This window comes from Allobosea sp. (assembly GCF_030694325.1).
GTDB lineage: Bacteria > Pseudomonadota > Alphaproteobacteria > Rhizobiales > Beijerinckiaceae > Allobosea.
Genome location: NZ_JAUXYO010000016.1, coordinates 1 through 14,239 on the forward strand (window position 1 = coordinate 1; position 14,239 = coordinate 14,239).

The following is a 14,239-nucleotide window of genomic DNA, read 5'->3' on the forward strand; positions in this document are numbered from 1 at the left end:
GGCGAGGATCCCGACGGCGATCTCGACCGGCTCGATGTGCTCGGCACGCTGCACAAATTCGCCCAGGCGCGGCTTTCGCCGGAAGCCTTCGTCGAGGCGCTCGATCCGCTGCAGCCGCGGCTCTACTCGATCTCCTCCTCCCACAACGCCACGCCCGGCCGGGTCTCGCTGACGGTCGATGCCGTGCGCTACCGCATCGGCACGCGCCCGCGCTGGGGCGTCGCCTCGACCTTCCTCGCCGAGCGCGTCCAGCCGGGCGAGGCGGTGCCGGTCTATGTCCAGCGCGCCCACGGCTTCGGCCTGCCGGAAAATCCGGAGACGCCGATCATCATGTGCGGTCCGGGAACCGGGATCGCGCCCTTCCGCGCCTTCCTGCACGATCGCCGGGCCACCAAGGCGCCGGGCCGGAACTGGCTGTTCTTCGGTCATCAGCGCCGCGCCGGCGATTTCTTCTACGAGGACGAACTGACCGCGATGAAGCAGGAGGGCCTGCTGACCAACCTCACCCTCGCCTGGTCGCGCGACGGCGACGAGAAGATCTATGTCCAGGACCGGATGCGCGAGCGCGGCGCGGACCTCTTCGCCTGGCTCGAGCAGGGCGCCCATTTCTATGTCTGCGGCGACGCCAAGCGCATGGCCAAGGATGTCGAGCTGGCGCTGGTCGACATCGTGGTCGCTCATGGCGGGCGCTCGGCCGAGGCGGCCCAGGCCTATCTCGCCGGGCTGAAGAAGGCCGGTCGCTATCAGGCCGACGTCTACTGACACGCTACGGAGAGGAGCCGACGAACGAGGCGAGGGCGATCGATCACGAGACGTCGCGTCGAGCGGCGCGCCGCACCGGTGTTCCGGGCTCGGCAGCTTCGATCGGGCGGCCTGGGCCGATCGGCGATGAGACCCGTGGCGACACCGCATCCGCGAGCTGTGGCGCAAACGGCCGCGTCCGTGCCCGCGTGGCTATCATGGGACCCTGATCGATGGCGTCGACAGCGAGGACGGTGCGGCCGCCCCATCGACCGACGGGCCCGCGCCAGCGGCCAGCGACGGCTCCGCCGTCGTGAATAAAGTTCGCCGGCCTGTATTGAAATGGCGCGCCCGACACGATTCGAACGTGTGACCTTTGCCTTCGGAGGGCAACGCTCTATCCAGCTGAGCTACGGGCGCAATCCGTGGATGCTGGATAGCCGAGCGCGCGGCGCGGGGCAACGAGGGATTTGTGACGGAAGCCGGCCCCCGTGGGCAGGAGGCACGCGTTCGAATCGTGCCGGTTCGCGCCGCTGCTGTGGCGTGCGTGCGAGGAGGGGACGGACGGCGTCAGTCCCGCGCGGCCGAGACGACCCTGCAGAGATAGCCGCGGATGGTCGCTGCATCGGCCAGTTGGCCGGCCTGTATCATGAAGACCGCATCCACCCGGGTGCCCTTGCCCGCCTTGCGCGCCGAAACCCGAAGGGTCTGGGGACGGCCGGACCCGGAGGTCTCCTGAAATGCCGTCAGCGCTCCGGCGGATCGGTCGACACCGACGCGGATGAAACCCTCGGCCAGCATCGCGCTGCGCAGATTGTCGATCGCCCTGTCCCTGTCGACGCCGGCGAAGCTCTGCGAGGTCCGGAAGTTCAAGGCGGTGAGCATCGGCGTGCCCTCGACGCGGAAGTTGCTTTCGCAGCTCTGGGCCAGGAGGGGCGTGGCGCCCCAACACAGGATCAAAGTCGTGGCCGTCAGCATGGTTCTCATCGGGACTGGTCCTCGTCGGTCATCATTGGCAGGGTTCGCGCTTCGTCCGATCGCACCGCCCGCCTGCCCGAGCGAGGGACGAACGTGCGAAGGCCGGGGCAGGGGGCTGCGCTCATGGGTCCGTCTTCCGTGCGGCGATGAACACGCGAAAATCCCCGCGGCCCGAGGCATGCCGGGCTTGCTCGAGGATCGAGAAGCCGCTGGCAGCCAACGCGCCCGCCAGCTCGTTCGCAGTGAAGAACGACAGGGACGGCGCCTTGCCGAAGAGCCGCATCAGGGGAATGGCGAGGCGAATGACCGCGTTCATGTCCGACAGGCAGGGCGTCTTGGTGATGAACAGGCCGCCCGGCTTCAAAATACGGCCGACGGATTGAAACAGGGTTGGCCGGTCCTGGATCAGGTGCAGGAGATTGAACGCCAGCACCACGTCGAAGCTCTGGTCCGGCCAGGGCGCGCTGCGTCCATCCATGGCCATGAAGGTCGCGTTCGGGCACGCCGCCGCGGCCTTGCGCTCGTTGGCAATAGCGATCATCTCGCTCGAAATGTCCGTGCCGGTGATGTGACCGATCGAGGGTGCGAGCCTCAGGGCCGTTTGGCCGGTTCCGCAGCCGAGCTCGAGAACCCGATCCGCGGCGCCGACCCGTTCCCTCGTCGAGGACAGCGTGCGCTCATATCCGGCGAGATCCTTGATCGCGTGGCGGGCATAGGCCCGGGCCGTCCGGTTCCAGAACGCGGCATCGCCATCGTCTTCGGGCAGGGCTGGGGTCGGTCGGCTGCGCTCCATCGGCCTCTCATCGCACAGGTCGCGATATTTGGATTTGCCGGATTTCGGAGATCCGATATTCAGCAGTGCATGAGCGGCATCGACTGGAATCTGGTCCGGGCCTTCCGTGCGACAGCCGAAGCCGGGTCGTTGTCGGCGGCATCGCGCCTTCTCGGTCTGAGCCAGCCGACCCTGTCGCGGCAGGTGGCGGCCCTGGAGGAGCAACTCGCCGTCACCCTGTTCGAGCGGGTCGGCAAAAAGCTGGTCCTGACGGCGGGCGGGGCCGTAATGCTGGAGCATGCCCGTCAGATGGCTGCCGCGGCGGAGGCGCTCGCGCTCAGCGCCGCCGGCCAGGCGTCCGACCTGTCGGGCCGCGTCAACCTGTCGGTCACGGATGCGGTCGCGACGCATGTGATGCCCGGCATCGTCGAGCGCCTGCGCAGGGAGGTGCCGCAGGTCACCATCGTCGTCATCGCGACCGATGCGGTCAGCGATCTCAGGCGACGCGAGGCCGACATTGCCATCCGTCATATTCGCCCCACCGAGCCGGAACTCATCGGGCGTCTGATCGGGGACCTGACGGCGCGCCTCTACGCTTCCGACGGCTGGATCGAGCGGCACGGCAGGCCGCGTGCCGTGTCGGACCTCAGCGGCGCGACCTTCCTGGCCTTCGATCCGGTCGAGCGCTTCGTCGAGCATATGGCGCTGCAGGGGTTTGGGTTCGGGCTGGAGCAGTGCTCCGTCGTCTCGAACAGCGCGTCGGCGCTCTGGGAGATGACGCGCCGGGGGATCGGCGTCGGCGTCGTCCTCGACCTTGCGGCGGCGCGGATGTCGGGGCTGAGGGCGCTTCTGCCGGGGCTGGTGAGCGTGCCGGTCCCGCTCTGGCTGGTGACGCACCGCGAACTGCAGACCAGTCGCCGCATCCGCCTGGTCTACGATATCCTCGCCGACGAACTGCGCCGGCTGGTCGTGTCGGGGGCCGATCCGAGCAAGACACCGGAAGACGCGGGCCGACCCGTCTGAGAGAGCCGGGACGCATGGGGCACGGCGGTGGCCACGATCTCGGCGCGATCGGGCGGGTTGTTCCCGCCGGAACAGAGCCGGCCTGCAGCCTCGCCTAGGGTTAATTCATCGGCGAACGGATCGCCGCCCCGCCAGAGGATGAGCGTCATGACCAAGAGCTTCACCAAGACCGTCGCCGCCGCCCTGACCGTCGCCCTGATCAGCGGTTCCTTCGTCTCCGGCGCGTCGGCCTCCGACCGCGGCTTCGAGGTGAAGCCGGTCAAGCAGCACAGCCGCAAGACGGCCGTCGCCGCCGGGGCCCTGCTCGGCCTCACCGGCGCCCTGATCGGCGCAGCGATCGTCAGCAACCAGGCCCGCGCCGCCGAGTCCCGCCGCCGCGGCTACGAGGACCGCGATCCGCGTGAGGCCGGTTACGGCCACCAGCGCCCGGTGCGCTTCGTCGAGGCCGAAGAAGACTGCTTCGAGAAGCCGATCAAGCGCTTCGACCGCTACTCCGGCGAGACCGTCATCGTCGGCTACAAGACCATCTGCCGCTGAGCGCCCGCCCTGACGGCGCGCTCCGACCCCCGGCTGCGGCCGGGGTTACCCTGCGGCTCGACCCCGACGGCCGGCCGACGATCAGCCGCAAAGGCGAGGCCGACATCGCCTATCACCGCTGCCCTCTGGTGCCGCGGCCGCGCTGACGGACGGTTGCGCCCTGTCGCCGTCGGCACGACCGGACGCCATCCCGACCTTGCCGCCGGCGCGACGGGAGCCTGTTGAACGTTCGCAAGGCTTGGTCCGCCTGAATGAGCGCCGCCGGCCGGAGCGCCTGCTGCAGGCGATCCGAAAGCGTGCTGAGTTGTCTCGGAATCACCGCCGTCATCCCGGGCTTGCCCCGGGATCCATCGGAGGGCTCCGGAGCTTTGCGATGGATTCTGGAGCGGCGCGGCTGTGCCGCTTGTCCGGAATGACGGTCTGTTTCCGAGCGAAGTCAGCATGATGCAGCCCCGTGTTGGCCGACTGGCCGCTGCCGAGGTTGCGACCTTCCCCGGGCTTGCCTCGGCGCGGCGGCGCGGACATCCTGCCCGCGGCGCGGTTGGGAGAGCGATGCGATGGCGACGAGCGATGCGGAGAAGGCCCGGCTGGCGCTCGACGTCTTCGCCCATTTCGAGACCGAGCCGGGCGAGTTGCTGGCCGCCGGCAACCTGCTTTCGATCGCGGCGATGAACGGCTGGGAGACCAAGGCGGTCATGGCGAGCTACGAGCACGGCAAGGCGCTCGGCTGGTTCGAGGACGGGCCCAACGGCACCGTCACCATCACGCCGGCCGGCCGCGCGCAGATCTGAGCCGGGCCGGGCGACGACACCCATCGATCATGCCGAAAATCGAGGCCATTCCCCCCGCGATCCGGCGCGCGGCTTGTGCCTTCCACGAGGCCGGGCACATCGCCGTCGGCTGGCATCACCGCCGCGCCATCACCCATGCCTGGCTCAGGCCGCCACAGGGCGTCTCCGGCGAAACCTGCTTCGAACCCTATCGCCGCGGCTTCCAGCCCGACCGGGCCGGCGATCTCCGCCGCGCCGAAATCGAGATCACCATCCTCGCCGCCGGCCAGTGCGGCGAGATGGTCTACTGGAACGGGGCCGAAGGGCTGAAATGGTATCCCGGCGAACTGCGCTCGCATGGCGACGATCTCGATCAGATGCAGCCCTTCATCGCCCTGCTGCGGCCGCCCGATGCCGGCCTGCTGCGCGCCCGCTGTGCCCGCGCGGCCACCGCCATCCTCTACCAGCCGGCGATGCGCACGGCCCATGAGGCGATCGCGCGCCGGCTCGTAGCGACCGGGCGCGTCAGTGCCGACGAGGTCGAGGCCCTGATAGTGGAGGCCGGCGTTCAGCGCGCCCCGCTGCCGGAGCGCTAGGGAGTGCCGCCCGCGCCCGGGTCCCTCAGCGCGCCCTCAGGCTCAGCACATAGGCGATGACGTCGTCGGTCTCGGTGGCGGTGAGCCGGTAGCGCGGCATGTCGCCATGGGGCGTCTGCAGGAAGACCCGCAGTGACAGCGCCGTCTGCGACGGCATGTCGGCTACTGCGCCGAAATCGGGCGGCACCCGGGCGGGGTCGCGGCTCGCCCCGTCGATCGCATGGCAGGGCAGGCAGAGCGTGGTGGCGACCGTCCGGCCGGCCCGCGCATCGCCGGGCTCCTGCGCCGCCGGCGAGCGCGAGGTCGAGGAGCGTCGCGATCGCCAAGTCGCTATACGGCCGGTCGATGTCCTGAAGGTCACGTCCGGTTCCGGATGCGAAGTCGCCGGCCGCGTCTGCGGCCCCGGGCTCGATAGCCCCTGCCGACGTCACTGGCCCTGCAGCGCCGCCAGCAGCTCCGGCCCGCTCTTGCCGATCAGGGTCTTGGACAGTTCGGCGACGAGCGCGCCTTCCAGCTGCTTGTGATAGTGGCGCCGCATCTCGCCGAGCGTCCGCGGCGAGGCGATGACGACGAGATGGCTGATCTTGTTCCCGGTGACCTGGTGGTTGAGCCAGGCGGTTGCGGCGGCCGCATGGGCATCCTCGTCGATCTGGTGCCCGGTCGGGTTGGCGGAGCTGGAATCGCGCCCGCCGCCGCCGGCCTTGTTGTGCTCGTCGAGATTGGGCGAGGGCAGGGCGGCCAGCGCCGGCTCGGCCTCGTTGCCGCTGTTGCGAAACAGTTCGAACTGTTTCCCGTCGACGAGCGCGATCACGGCACCATGGGGGAGTTGCATCGGGACGTCCTCGGCTGGGTTTGGCCCGTTGCCCCGGGAACGGGGCGAGGGAATCTGCAGGGCTGTGATCGTCAAACGCGGCCTCGCCCGCATTGATCCCGATCAAGCCGGGTTTTCCCGCCGCGAGGGCGAAGCGCCGCCGCTCGACAGCCCGCGCGTGGCGCGCCTAACCTGCCGCCGCGTCGGCCGGCTCCCGGTCCGGGAACCGTTGCTTCACCCCGGCGTCGTAGAAGCCGGCGAGCCGATTCGCCGTTGAGGATGTGAGATGACCACGACTGTCAGCCCGCTCGCGGGCAAGCCGCTCGACCCCAGCCTGCTGGTCGACCTCGCCCGGCTCGGCCAGGCCTATTTCGAGCGGCCCGACCCGGCCGATCCGGCCCAGCGCGTCGCCTTCGGCACCTCGGGCCATCGCGGCTCCTCGCTGCTGCGCTCCTTCAACGAGGCCCATATCGTCGCCATCGCCCAGGCGATCTGCCTGTATCGCCGCGAGCAGGGCATCGACGGCCCGCTTTTTCTCGGCATCGACACCCATGCCCTGTCGCGCCCGGCCTTCGAGACCGCGCTCGAGGTCTTCGCCGCCAATGGCGTGACCACGCTGGTCGACGAGGATCTGCGCTTCACGCCGACGCCGGCGATCTCTCACGCCATCATCGGCCACAACCGCGGACGCAGGCACGGCCTCGCCGACGGCGTGGTGATCTCGCCCTCGCACAACCCGCCGGCCGATGGCGGCTTCAAGTACAACCCGCCCCATGGCGGCCCCGCCGACACCGACGCCACCGGCTGGATCGAGCGCAAGGCCAATGCGCTGATCGAGGCCGGGCTCGCCGGCGTCTCGCGCATGCCCTATGCCCGCGCGCTCGCCAGCGAGCATGTCCGCCGCCACGGCTTTCGCGAAGCCTATGTCGCCGAGCTCGGCAGCGTCGTCGACATGGAGGCGATCCGCGCCGCGGGGGTCAGCATCGGCATCGACCCGCTCGGAGGAGCGGGGCTCGACTACTACGCCCCGATCATCGAGCGCTACGGCCTGAACGCGACCATCGTCGACCAGACGCTGGATCCCACCTTCGCCTTCATGCCCGCCGACTGGGACGGCAAGATCCGCATGGACTGCTCCTCGCCCTATGCCATGGCCGGGCTCATCGCGATGAAGGACCGTTTCGACGTCGCCTTCGCCAACGACACCGACGCCGACCGCCACGGCATCGTCACCCGCAGCGGCGGGCTGATGAACCCGAACCATTACCTCGCCGTGGCGATCGACTACCTCTTCACCCATCGCCCCGGCTGGCGCAGCGAGGCCGCGATCGGCAAGACCATCGTCAGTAGCGCCATCATCGACCGGGTCGCGGCCAGGCTCGGCCGCCGCATGGTCGAGGTTCCCGTCGGCTTCAAATGGTTCGTCGCGGGGCTCTCGGACGGCAGCTTCGGCTTCGGCGGCGAGGAGAGTGCCGGCGCCTCCTTCCTGCGGCTCGATGGCACGAGCTGGAGCACGGACAAGGACGGGCTGATTCTCGGCCTGCTCGCCGCCGAGATCACCGCGAAGACGGGTTCCGACCCCGGTGAGCGCTATGCCGCGATCACGAAGGACCTCGGCGCGCCGCTCTATGCCCGCATCGACGCGCCCGCGACGCGCGAGCAAAAGGCCGTGCTGAAGTCCCTGTCGCGCGCGCAGCTCGGCACCGACACGCTCGCCGGCGAGCCGATCACCGCCGTCCTCAACGAGGCACCGGGCAATGGCGCCGCGATCGGCGGCGTCAAGGTGGTCACGGCGGAGGGCTGGTTCTGCGCCCGCCCCTCCGGCACCGAGGAGGTCTACAAGATCTACGCCGAGAGCTTCCGCGACGAAGCCCATCTCGCCCGCATTCAGCAGGAGGCGCAGTCCGTCATCACCGCGGCCTTCGCCGCCGCCTGACCCCGCGGGAGCGGGCAGGGCGCCCTACTCTCCGGCGGCCCGGCGCGGTGCCGGCGGCTCGAGCCCGTCCGGCCCGGCCTCTTCGGTGGCCTGGCGGTGGCGCGACATCGCCTCGATGAGCTGGCGGTTGGAGTGCTCCAGCGTCCCGACATGGTCGATATGGTGGCGCAGATCGGTGCGCAGCTGCTGGTTGACCCCCGCCAGGAAGTCGGATTTCGACTGCAGCGCCGAGAGCTTGATGTCGAGGTCGTAGACGGCCTTGTCGCGCTGGGCGAGGTCCTCCGCCAGCTTGCGCTCGCGCTGCGCGGCGGCGGCGGCCTGCGCCTCCAGCTCCTTGATCGTCTGCAGGGCGGTGGCGATGCGCGCCTGGGCCTGGCTCGCGGCTTCGTTGGCGGCCTCGCGCTCGCCGCTCAGCTTTTCGGTCAGCCCGGCAATGTCGCGCTGGAGCCGGCTGTTCTCCCCGCTCGCGGCGACGAGGTCGGAGCGCAGCATCGCGACCTCGCGGGCGAGGTTCTGCGCGGCGGCGGACTTCTCCAGCAGCTTCTGGTCGACGACCTGCCGCTCCTCGGAGAGCCGCTGCACGCGCGAATCGCTGCTGGACAGCCGCTGCATCAGGGCGTTGACCTCGCCCTGCAGCTTGCCATGCTCGATCTCGAGCGCGGCCAACGCCGCCTGGGTGTGGTCGAGCGCGGCACGGCTGCGGCCGAGTTCTTCCTCGTAGCGCATCGCCAGCGGCCGATAATGGCCGAGTTCGGTCTGCAGCCCGGCGACTTCGCGCTCCTGGCGGCTGCAGATGGCGCTCAGCTCCTCGATCTGGGCGGCCTGGTCCTGCGAGCTCTGGATGAACTTCGGCAGGATCTGCTGCATCGTCGCGGTGCGCGTCATCAGCAGGTCGAGCTGGACCGACCAGTTCGAGATCTTGGCGAATTCGACCTGCAGCTCGTTGGACTGCTCGCTGATCGCGGTCATCAGCTGGCCGACCTCGTGCGAGTTGCCGGGTTTCGGCAGGGGCGGCAGCAGCGGCTCAGGCGCCTCGCCCGGCTCGTTGGCGGCGGTCTCGGGCGGCGCAAACGACGGGGCTGGCTGCGGCGCAGGCGCCTCGCTCCGCCCTCCGATGAGACGCCTCAGACTGGAACCGATCATCGCACCCACCCCACCTTGCCCCTCTCGACGCGGGGCATGCCGCCTGCCTCGGCCCGGAGATCGCGACATCCGGGCCGCAGCCTGAGGCGGTAGCACAGCAGAAGATGCGCCGGAGCCCAAGGCAACATCGCAGTGGCGTTCGGCGCGAGTTGCAAACAACTTCTTGGCCGCGCGCGGCCGCCTGGCGCGGCGCGGGCGGCCTGCCCGTCAGACGGCGCGGGAGGTGGCGGTTCCCTGGCGCAGCTTAAGCTCCAGCATATAGGCGCGCTGGACGGCTTCGCGCTCCCGCAGCAGCGCCTTCTCCAGCACGCTCTGCTGCGTCTGAAGCACTTCGTTGGCGCGCCCCAGCGTCGCCTCGGCCTTCTGGGCGCGCTGGCTCCAGTCCTGCTTTTCCTGCGCGAGGGCGTCGATCTCGCTCCGCAGCCGCGCCTTCTCCTGCTCGGCCGCCTCCAGCGAGCTGCGCGCCTGCTGCAGCACGTTCAGCAGCTGCAATTGCATCGTCTCGAAGGCAGCCCCCGCCCCGCTCACCAGGGCTAGCGTGTCCTGCGGATGCGGCCGGCCGGTCGCACGCCGCGACAGCGGCCGCAGCGGAATCGGCGCGGCGACGGCCGACGAGGGTTCGGGCGCGTCCCGCCAGGCCGGGGCGCGCAGCATGGCACGGCTGAGACTGGGCGCGTCCTGGCTCACGGTCAGTCGCGCGACTGCGGGCGATTGGCGGGCGTGAACGCTGTCGTCACGGCATCGTGCAGGCGGGCGAGCCAGCCCTCGGCCTCGAGCGCGCGCGCCTCGGCCTGGCGGGCCCGCTCCTCGGAGCGCCACAGCATCTCGTTGGCCGTCGCGATCTGGGTTTCGAGCTCGCGCATGGCGACTGCGGCCTGCGCGATGGTCTGCTGCAACCGCTCCTCGAGCTGGGCATAGCGCAGCTCGCTGATGCGGATCGCTTCGCTGGTCTCCTCGATCAGGGCGAGCGCCGAGGGCCAGTCGCGCTGCGGCGCGGCCGGCGCCGCCGGCGCGGCGGCGACCGGCGCTGGTCTCGGCTCCGATATGGCTGCCGGGAAGGTCGCGATCTTGTCTGAGGCGTTGAGAAACTGCTCCGAGGCCGGCAGGCTCTGGCGCAAGGTGGTGACGGTTGCGAGGTCGCTAACGGCAGGCTGCATGGACGTGCTCCGTGAGAGCCGGATGGGACGGCGGCGGCACGTCCTCTCCGAGGGTGAGGGAGGAAGGCGGTTCGTCGGCGGCGGCGGCCGGAGCCGCCGCTGCGCCGAGGCGGATTGGCAGGGCACTAGGCGTGGCCAGCGGCTGGATCGCCATCGTCACGGCGCCGCGCCGGTCGTAGAGCTGGTCCTGCAGGGCGCGGCGGTTGGCGCGGGCGAGATCCAGCGCGCGCTGGAGCAGGAGCTTGTCGCGGCGCTCGCCCTGGAGCAGTTCCTCCAGCCGCAGGCACTCACGCTGCATCGCATCGGCGGTGCCGCCATGATGCGCGCGCGCCGCCCGCAGCTCGGCCTCGGCGCTGCCGGCGGTGGCGGCGAGCCGTTCGACCTCGGCCGCTTTTTCGGCCAGGGCCGCACCCAGGGCGACGATCCTGTGCTCCTGCCGGCCCTTCTCCAGCGCCGCCTCGTGCAGCGCCTGCTTCAGCCGACCGACCTCCTGCGCCGAAGCCTGGCGCTGCCCGTCGGAGAGGAGGATCGTCTCGCGGTGGCGCTCGAGGGCGCGCTCGGCGACGCCCAGCGCCGCCTGGGCCTGCCGGACATGCAGCCGCTCCGCCTCCAGCAGGGTCTCCAGCGCCGCCAGCCGGCCGAGCGCGGCTTCGAGCCTCAGTTCGAGAAACCCGCGCTGGGCGTGGGAGAGCCGCTCTTCCGGGGCGAGTTCCGTCTGCGTCGGGGTCGTCCTCGCCACCGGGTCGGCGTCGGTGGGGCCCGGCAGCCCCGGTCGCGTGGCGATCCAGTCATGCGAATCGGCGACGGGGAGGGCGTTCAACGGGATGGCCTCGGAAACGGTGCCGTGGGGAACTGGGGAACGCCTGGACGAATCGATCGCTCAACTTAACGAATCTTAACGAATCGTATCAATATCGAAGCTCGCTGGCGAGCCGTCTCGCCGCACCTGTCGCAGGTTTTCCCCGGAACGCCCGTGCCGGATTGGGCGGGGATGGCGGCGTCAACCCGGCCATCGGCATCGCGGGCTTGCGTGCCTCGCCCTTGTCGTGCCGGCCGTTCCGGCCGACGCATGACCTAGCTGTCCGTGCCGCGAGGTCTTCATGACGCAGTCCATCGACCACATCGTCATCGCCGTCGCCGATCTCGACGCGGCGATCGCCGACTACGCCGCGCTGGGCTTCACCGTCCTGCCGGGCGGCGAGCATCCGCGCGGCTCGCGCAACGCGCTGGTGGTGCTGGCGGACGGCGCCTATCTCGAGATCATCGCCTTCGCGCGGCCGGTGCCGGGCTTCCGCTGGTGGAAGGTCCTGGACGAGGCCGGCAGCGGGCTCGTCGACTATGCGCTGCTGCCGGCCGGGTCTCTCGACGAGGATACCGCCCGGATTCGTGCCGCCGGCATCGCCATCGAGGGGCCGATCGACGGCGAACGTCTGCAGAAGGACGGGACGCGGATCGCCTGGCGCTCGTCGCGCCCGCCGGAGCCGGACATTCCCTTCCTCTGCGAGGATGTGACGCCCCGCGCCCTGCGCGTGCCGGAAGGCAAGGCGCGCCGCCATGCCAACGGCGTCACCGGTGTCGCCGGCATCACGGTCGCGGTGCGCGATCTCGCCGCCTCGGTCGCGCGCTACAAGGCGCTGACCGGTCAGGAGCCGATCGCGACAGGGGCCGTGCCGGGTCTGGGCTTCGGCTTGGCGCAGTTCCGGCTCGGCCGCCAGATGCTCTCGCTCGCCGAGCCGCGCGGCGAGGCCTGCGAGGGGCTGACGCGCCATCTCGGGCGGCGCGGGCAGGGCGCCTACGCCATTTCCTTCTACGGTCCGGCCGATCGCTGCCTCGACCGCGCACTCGCCCATGGCGCGCGGCTGGAGATCGTCAGGGCCCTGTGACGGCGCCGGCCGCGGCGGGCTCGCCCTGGATCCGAGCCCTCAGAGGGCGACCGCGAAGGACGCCGCGGTCTTCGCCTTGATCTCGTCGAGGGTCACGCCCTCGGCCAGCTCGATCAGCGTCATGCCGCCGCCGTTCTCGTCGATCGAGAAGACGCCGAGATCGGTGATGACCATGTCGACGACGCCGGCTCCCGTCAGCGGCAGGTCGCAGGCCGGTAGTAGCTTCGGCGATTCTGAGCCGTCCTTGTTCTTGGCGACGTGCTCCATCACCACCACGACCTTCTTGACGCCGGCGACGAGGTCCATGGCGCCGCCCATGCCCTTCACCATCTTGCCGGGGATCATCCAGTTGGCGAGGTCGCCGTTCTGGGCGACCTGCATCGCGCCGAGGATGGAGAGGTCGATATGGCCGCCGCGGATCATCCCGAAGGAATCGGCCGAGGAGAAGAAGCTCGTCGTCGGCAGCTGCGTGATGGTCTGCTTGCCGGCGTTGATCATGTCCGGATCCTCGTCGCCCTCATAGGGGAAGGGGCCCATGCCGAGCATGCCGTTCTCGGACTGGAGCTGCACCGAGACGCCGTCGGGAATGTAGTTCGAGACCAGCGTGGGGATGCCGATGCCGAGATTGACGTAGAAACCGTCCTTCAGCTCCTTGGCGGCGCGCTGGGCGATCTGTTCGCGGGTCCATGCCATGTCGGTCGACTCCTCGGCGTTCAATCTGTGCTCTTCGGCCCTCATCCTGAGGAGCCGCGGCACGCGGCGTCTCGAAGGATGCTCCAGGAGGCTCCCGAACCATCTGGAGCATCCTTCGAGACGCGCTCCTGCAGAGCGCTCCTCAGGATGAGGGCCCGCGAAACAATCTCGGCTCAGGCCGCGCGCTTGCGGACGGTGCGCTGCTCGATGCGCTTGACGCTTTGCGGCGTGTGGACGATCCGCTTCACGAAGATGCCCGGCGTATGCATGTGGTCGGGGTCGATCTGCCCGGCCTCGACCAGATGCTCGACCTGCGCGACGGTGAAGCGCGAGGCCGAGGCCATCATCGGATTGAAGTTTCGGGCCGTCTTCCGGTAGACGAGGTTGCCTTCGGTGTCGCCCTTCCAGGCATGCACCAGCGAGACGTCGGCGAAGATGCCGCGCTCCATGATGTAGCGCTCGCCGTCGAACTCGCGCTCCTCCTTGCCCTCCGCGACCAGCGTGCCGACGCCGGTCTTGGTGAAGAAGGCCGGGATGCCGGCGCCGCCGGCGCGGATGCGCTCGGCCAGCGTGCCCTGCGGCGTGAATTCGAGCTCGAGCTGCCCGGACAGATAGAGTTCGGCGAAGAGCTTGTTCTCGCCGACATAAGACGAGATCATTTTCCGGATCTGGCGCGTCTCGAGCAGGATGCCCAGCCCGGCGCCATCGACGCCGGCATTGTTGGAGACGAAGGTCAGATCCTTCGCGCCGCTTTCGCGCACGGCCTCGATCAGGATGTCGGGAATGCCGCAGAGGCCGAAGCCGCCGGCCATGATCGTCATGCCGTCCTTGATGACGCCGGCGAGAGCCGCCGTGGCGTCCGGATAGACCTTCTTCATCATATCGCCTCTGCCGCTGAAAGGATGCCGCCGGACGGCGCGGTCCAGAACTAGCCGAGCCGGCGGGCGGGTGGCAACTCCCCGTTGGGCCAAGACGGCCGAGCAAAGACGGCGTCTTGCCGCGCCCGCCGCCAGACGACAGCAAAACGCGGCGCAGGGCGCCGCGTCTCGAAGCTTCGCAGGAGCCCGCCGCGCTGCGGCGCATGGCTCTCTCAGCGACGGAAGCCGCCGCCCAGCGCGCCGCCGACGACGCCGCCGACGATGCCGCCGAAGATCGCCGCGCCCGTCGCGCTGCTGCCGCCGCCGGCGCGCTCGCGCTCG

General features: G+C 70.0%; 17 protein-coding genes and 1 tRNA gene. 7 read left to right on the forward strand and 11 right to left on the reverse strand.

Translation table 11 applies throughout. From position 1 onward, the window contains the following. On the forward strand, nucleotides 1–762 hold a 762-nt coding region (locus Q8M82_RS00625), incomplete at its 5' end, for a sulfite reductase subunit alpha (protein WP_305689457.1). A 322-nt stretch (nucleotides 763–1,084) separates the two neighbouring features. Here the strand turns inward: Q8M82_RS00625 and Q8M82_RS00630 are convergent. The 3 genes from Q8M82_RS00630 to Q8M82_RS00640 all read right to left on the reverse strand — a co-directional run bounded on the left by Q8M82_RS00630 (nucleotide 1,085) and on the right by Q8M82_RS00640 (nucleotide 2,512). After that, a tRNA-Arg gene (locus tag Q8M82_RS00630) sits at nucleotides 1,085–1,161 on the reverse strand. A gap of 150 nt (nucleotides 1,162–1,311) precedes the next feature. Then, complete coding sequence (locus tag Q8M82_RS00635) at nucleotides 1,312–1,728, reverse strand: hypothetical protein (protein ID WP_305689458.1); 417 nt, start codon at nucleotides 1,726–1,728, stop codon at nucleotides 1,312–1,314. A gap of 112 nt (nucleotides 1,729–1,840) precedes the next feature. Further along, nucleotides 1,841–2,512: a class I SAM-dependent methyltransferase gene (locus tag Q8M82_RS00640; RefSeq protein WP_305689459.1), complete on the reverse strand. Its 672-nt coding sequence runs from the start codon at nucleotides 2,510–2,512 to the stop codon at nucleotides 1,841–1,843. 69 nt (nucleotides 2,513–2,581) lie between these two features. Between Q8M82_RS00640 and Q8M82_RS00645 the strand changes: the two genes are divergently transcribed. The 4 genes from Q8M82_RS00645 to Q8M82_RS00660 all read left to right on the forward strand — a co-directional run bounded on the left by Q8M82_RS00645 (nucleotide 2,582) and on the right by Q8M82_RS00660 (nucleotide 5,417). After that, nucleotides 2,582–3,514: a LysR family transcriptional regulator gene (locus Q8M82_RS00645; RefSeq protein WP_305689460.1), complete on the forward strand. Its 933-nt coding sequence runs from the start codon at nucleotides 2,582–2,584 to the stop codon at nucleotides 3,512–3,514. Between the two features lie 147 nt (nucleotides 3,515–3,661). Beyond that, a complete protein-coding gene (locus Q8M82_RS00650) occupies nucleotides 3,662–4,051 on the forward strand; it encodes a hypothetical protein (protein WP_305689461.1) in 390 nt (129 codons plus the stop codon). Nucleotides 4,052–4,608: 557 nt separating this feature from the next. Continuing rightward, nucleotides 4,609–4,842 carry a hypothetical protein gene (locus Q8M82_RS00655; protein WP_305689462.1) on the forward strand — a complete coding sequence of 78 codons (234 nt, stop codon included), beginning with the start codon at nucleotides 4,609–4,611 and terminating at the stop codon, nucleotides 4,840–4,842. A gap of 29 nt (nucleotides 4,843–4,871) precedes the next feature. Continuing rightward, the gene (locus tag Q8M82_RS00660) at nucleotides 4,872–5,417 is read left to right on the forward strand and encodes a hypothetical protein (protein WP_305689463.1); all 546 of its coding nucleotides are present in this window, start codon (nucleotides 4,872–4,874) and stop codon (nucleotides 5,415–5,417) included. Nucleotides 5,418–5,442: 25 nt separating this feature from the next. Here Q8M82_RS00660 and Q8M82_RS00665 read toward each other — a convergent pair whose 3' ends face one another. Together Q8M82_RS00665 and Q8M82_RS00670 are read right to left on the reverse strand one after the other, a co-directional pair. Continuing rightward, nucleotides 5,443–5,778: a c-type cytochrome gene (locus Q8M82_RS00665; protein ID WP_305689464.1), complete on the reverse strand. Its 336-nt coding sequence runs from the start codon at nucleotides 5,776–5,778 to the stop codon at nucleotides 5,443–5,445. A gap of 66 nt (nucleotides 5,779–5,844) precedes the next feature. After that, nucleotides 5,845–6,249, reverse strand: coding sequence for a baeRF12 domain-containing protein (locus Q8M82_RS00670; protein WP_305689465.1), 405 nt, complete (start codon nucleotides 6,247–6,249; stop codon nucleotides 5,845–5,847). 265 nt (nucleotides 6,250–6,514) lie between these two features. Between Q8M82_RS00670 and pgm the strand changes: the two genes are divergently transcribed. Continuing rightward, entirely contained in the window at nucleotides 6,515–8,164 is a 1,650-nt protein-coding gene (gene pgm / locus Q8M82_RS00675; protein ID WP_305689466.1) for a phosphoglucomutase (alpha-D-glucose-1,6-bisphosphate-dependent), read from the forward strand. Between the two features lie 24 nt (nucleotides 8,165–8,188). On the opposite strand, the gene Q8M82_RS00680 is transcribed toward pgm, so the two are convergent. The 4 genes from Q8M82_RS00680 to Q8M82_RS00695 form a co-directional block, all read right to left on the reverse strand. Then, nucleotides 8,189–9,307 carry a coiled-coil domain-containing protein gene (locus tag Q8M82_RS00680; RefSeq protein ID WP_305689467.1) on the reverse strand — a complete coding sequence of 373 codons (1,119 nt, stop codon included), beginning with the start codon at nucleotides 9,305–9,307 and terminating at the stop codon, nucleotides 8,189–8,191. A gap of 207 nt (nucleotides 9,308–9,514) precedes the next feature. Beyond that, on the reverse strand, nucleotides 9,515–9,994 hold the full coding sequence (locus Q8M82_RS00685) for a hypothetical protein (RefSeq protein ID WP_305689468.1): 480 nt from the start codon (nucleotides 9,992–9,994) through the stop codon (nucleotides 9,515–9,517). Nucleotides 9,995–9,996: 2 nt separating this feature from the next. After that, a complete protein-coding gene (locus tag Q8M82_RS00690) occupies nucleotides 9,997–10,464 on the reverse strand; it encodes a hypothetical protein (RefSeq protein ID WP_305689469.1) in 468 nt (155 codons plus the stop codon). Then, nucleotides 10,448–11,284 carry a hypothetical protein gene (locus tag Q8M82_RS00695; RefSeq protein ID WP_305689470.1) on the reverse strand — a complete coding sequence of 279 codons (837 nt, stop codon included), beginning with the start codon at nucleotides 11,282–11,284 and terminating at the stop codon, nucleotides 10,448–10,450. The genes Q8M82_RS00690 and Q8M82_RS00695 overlap by 17 nt, the downstream gene beginning before the upstream one ends. A gap of 280 nt (nucleotides 11,285–11,564) precedes the next feature. Here Q8M82_RS00695 and Q8M82_RS00700 point away from each other — a divergent pair, with 280 nt between their 5' ends. Then, a complete protein-coding gene (locus Q8M82_RS00700; RefSeq protein ID WP_305689471.1) occupies nucleotides 11,565–12,347 on the forward strand; it encodes a VOC family protein in 783 nt (260 codons plus the stop codon). Between the two features lie 39 nt (nucleotides 12,348–12,386). Here Q8M82_RS00700 and Q8M82_RS00705 read toward each other — a convergent pair whose 3' ends face one another. Both Q8M82_RS00705 and Q8M82_RS00710 read right to left on the reverse strand, forming a co-directional pair. Further along, nucleotides 12,387–13,040, reverse strand: coding sequence for a 3-oxoacid CoA-transferase subunit B (locus Q8M82_RS00705; RefSeq protein WP_305689472.1), 654 nt, complete (start codon nucleotides 13,038–13,040; stop codon nucleotides 12,387–12,389). A 173-nt stretch (nucleotides 13,041–13,213) separates the two neighbouring features. Next, a complete protein-coding gene (locus Q8M82_RS00710) occupies nucleotides 13,214–13,918 on the reverse strand; it encodes a CoA transferase subunit A (protein WP_305689473.1) in 705 nt (234 codons plus the stop codon). Nucleotides 13,919–14,239 lie beyond the last annotated feature (321 nt).

What these genes read in the sequence shown, in the direction of transcription:
- Q8M82_RS00635 (WP_305689458.1), bottom strand. Translation starts at nt 1,728, where the DNA reads ATGAGAACCATGCTGACGGCCACGACTTTGATCCTGTGTTGGGGCGCC.
- Q8M82_RS00640 (WP_305689459.1), bottom strand. Translation starts at nt 2,512, where the DNA reads ATGGAGCGCAGCCGACCGACCCCAGCCCTGCCCGAAGACGATGGCGAT.
- Q8M82_RS00645 (WP_305689460.1), top strand. Translation starts at nt 2,582, where the DNA reads ATGAGCGGCATCGACTGGAATCTGGTCCGGGCCTTCCGTGCGACAGCC.
- Q8M82_RS00650 (WP_305689461.1), top strand. Translation starts at nt 3,662, where the DNA reads ATGACCAAGAGCTTCACCAAGACCGTCGCCGCCGCCCTGACCGTCGCC.
- Q8M82_RS00655 (WP_305689462.1), top strand. Translation starts at nt 4,609, where the DNA reads ATGGCGACGAGCGATGCGGAGAAGGCCCGGCTGGCGCTCGACGTCTTC.
- Q8M82_RS00660 (WP_305689463.1), top strand. Translation starts at nt 4,872, where the DNA reads ATGCCGAAAATCGAGGCCATTCCCCCCGCGATCCGGCGCGCGGCTTGT.
- Q8M82_RS00670 (WP_305689465.1), bottom strand. Translation starts at nt 6,249, where the DNA reads ATGCAACTCCCCCATGGTGCCGTGATCGCGCTCGTCGACGGGAAACAG.
- pgm (WP_305689466.1), top strand. Translation starts at nt 6,515, where the DNA reads ATGACCACGACTGTCAGCCCGCTCGCGGGCAAGCCGCTCGACCCCAGC.
- Q8M82_RS00680 (WP_305689467.1), bottom strand. Translation starts at nt 9,307, where the DNA reads ATGATCGGTTCCAGTCTGAGGCGTCTCATCGGAGGGCGGAGCGAGGCG.
- Q8M82_RS00690 (WP_305689469.1), bottom strand. Translation starts at nt 10,464, where the DNA reads ATGCAGCCTGCCGTTAGCGACCTCGCAACCGTCACCACCTTGCGCCAG.
- Q8M82_RS00700 (WP_305689471.1), top strand. Translation starts at nt 11,565, where the DNA reads ATGACGCAGTCCATCGACCACATCGTCATCGCCGTCGCCGATCTCGAC.
- Q8M82_RS00705 (WP_305689472.1), bottom strand. Translation starts at nt 13,040, where the DNA reads ATGGCATGGACCCGCGAACAGATCGCCCAGCGCGCCGCCAAGGAGCTG.
- Q8M82_RS00710 (WP_305689473.1), bottom strand. Translation starts at nt 13,918, where the DNA reads ATGAAGAAGGTCTATCCGGACGCCACGGCGGCTCTCGCCGGCGTCATC.